Origin of the sequence: Shewanella sp. TB7-MNA-CIBAN-0143 (assembly GCF_040310065.1) — a bacterium.
Classification (GTDB): Bacteria; Pseudomonadota; Gammaproteobacteria; order Enterobacterales; family Shewanellaceae; genus Shewanella.
This window is the reverse complement of the sequence record NZ_JBEOPL010000051.1, coordinates 1-1,973: the sequence shown is the minus strand read 5'-3', so window position 1 is coordinate 1,973 and position 1,973 is coordinate 1. Positions and strand designations below refer to the sequence as shown.

The window sequence follows — 1,973 nt, the reverse complement described above, 5'->3', positions numbered from 1 at the left end:
ATGAATCCGATGATGAATCCGATGATGAATCCGATGATGAATCCGATGATGAATCCGATGATGAATCCGATGATGAAAAAGACTACTCAGAACTTGATTGTATTATTCAATCAGTAATGACTGATATTAATTATAAAGCTTATGGTGGTGTGTACACATCTAAACTAGGAGAAGCTATTAATCTTATAGTTAAATTACATCCAATTGAATTAATGGCGCTTAATGAGTGTGTTGAGCAGATATTGTCTTTGCGAGAATCAAAAGTTGTCTCAACTTGAGACAACTTTACATATCAATTCCATTGTTTAACTAATGAGAGTGCACATCATGTCTATATACGATATGAATGTGCGTTAATAATACAACAGCAATTTTAATGGCAATAGCAGATGAGTTGAATATAGAAGAGCTAAACGATACTAAAGTATATTTCCTCTTTTATATGATGCTCAACTAGGCAGCTCTATAGATTGTGAACAGGAGTTCGATTTTTTAAAAGGAATCGATACTTAATAATAAATTGTTGTGTAAACATGTGGTTTTCTAACTGCGAGCTCGCAGCTGGAAAGCCTGCTTACACTTAAATGTCAGATTAATATACAATTGTATAGGTATTAGAGTATGAGTAGTTCTAAGCTATCTAAGAGTAAATCTAAGTCGCATACCAATGGTTTTAAGCAATCATCATTCTTTAAAAAAGTAGTGCCGAGTAAAATTTTTAATATATCAAAAACAGATAAATACCCTTTAGTTCAGCCAGAACTTAATCGTGAAATGGCTATTTTAACTAATCCTAGAACATTAAAGTATAAAACAAAAGTTAATAAAATATTAAAGTTATTAAGAAAAAGCCATGTAGTCAAGTATCAACAAAAATTAATGGCTGATCACATTAAGAATGTTTGTGCCGAAAATGTTGATATTGACTACATACGTATAGGCCTATCTTTGACATCAACAGATATAAATAAGTTGTTAAATGAGAGTAGTGGTTTAGCCTGTGTAAAAACATCAGAAAGAAGCGCTAGATTAATAGCAAAGAAAGTTAACGTTGGTAATGTTAATAAAGGGTTTAAGACTGGTGATACAAAGCCGTTCTTTACATCCAGATTTAAGTTTTTTGCAGACAATGATAGTTATAGGAACATTGATGTTTTTATCGCTAATCCCGAATATGAGCGTAATAATGGCCGAGATTTAGTTTATAACTGTGAAATTGAGTTTATTCCTACACGGTTAAGTCTCTCGCTTATTTCTTTTATGTTGTATCAGTTTAAGTCGGTATTAGGCCGTCGATATGAGCAGTTATTCAAGCATGCTTTGTTATTGGAACTACATACTGGATATATCATGCATGGCGTATCTCAATTATTCGCTTTTATGATGACAAATAACAATAAAGTTAAAAAGAGTCTTTGCTACCCATTTAATAGTCATTGGGCGACAGAAACCACCTATATAGGTGATAGATATAGCCATCATCTTATTGGCTATGATAAAACTCTCAAAGAGAATAAGAAGTTCGTAGAACGTGCCATTAAAGGACTTGTTGGCTCATTTGAACGAGTCGCTGGCGAGCTAGAAGGCATCTATGAGTGGTTCCTTTCACAAAGATGTAATTTCAGACTTGAGTCACGCCAAAACTTTAGCAAATCACCTATTGCTCTGCTGAATATGCCATCGGTTGAATCATTACTCGCAACCGTTCAGTTATTAAAACCTCAATACCTCGACGATCTCACCGATAAACAGTTAAAACGGTTAGTAAAAGATAAATCGATACAGCCGTTAGCTAAAATATTGGATAAGAAGTTTAGGAAAGTTAATGATAACAAACTCTATTTCTCTTTTGATAAGGCTCAGCTTGATGCTGCATTCAATTGTCGCCTAAATACTCTCGGTGTTTTTCAAGGTAGTTGGCACTCTTTACTTAAATTTTAAGCTGCATTTCTTGTTTCTGTTTCAGACTTCTT

Annotated in this window: 2 protein-coding genes; both read left to right on the top strand. The window is 33.6% G+C overall.

The features are described 5' to 3' along the window. On the top strand, positions 1-278 hold a 278-nt coding region (locus AAEY97_RS21065), incomplete at its 5' end, for a hypothetical protein (RefSeq protein WP_351001285.1). Positions 279-621: 343 nt separating this feature from the next. Further along, positions 622-1,941 (top strand): hypothetical protein, encoded by a 1,320-nt coding sequence (locus AAEY97_RS21060; protein WP_351001282.1) that lies wholly within the window; start codon positions 622-624, stop codon positions 1,939-1,941. Positions 1,942-1,973 lie beyond the last annotated feature (32 nt).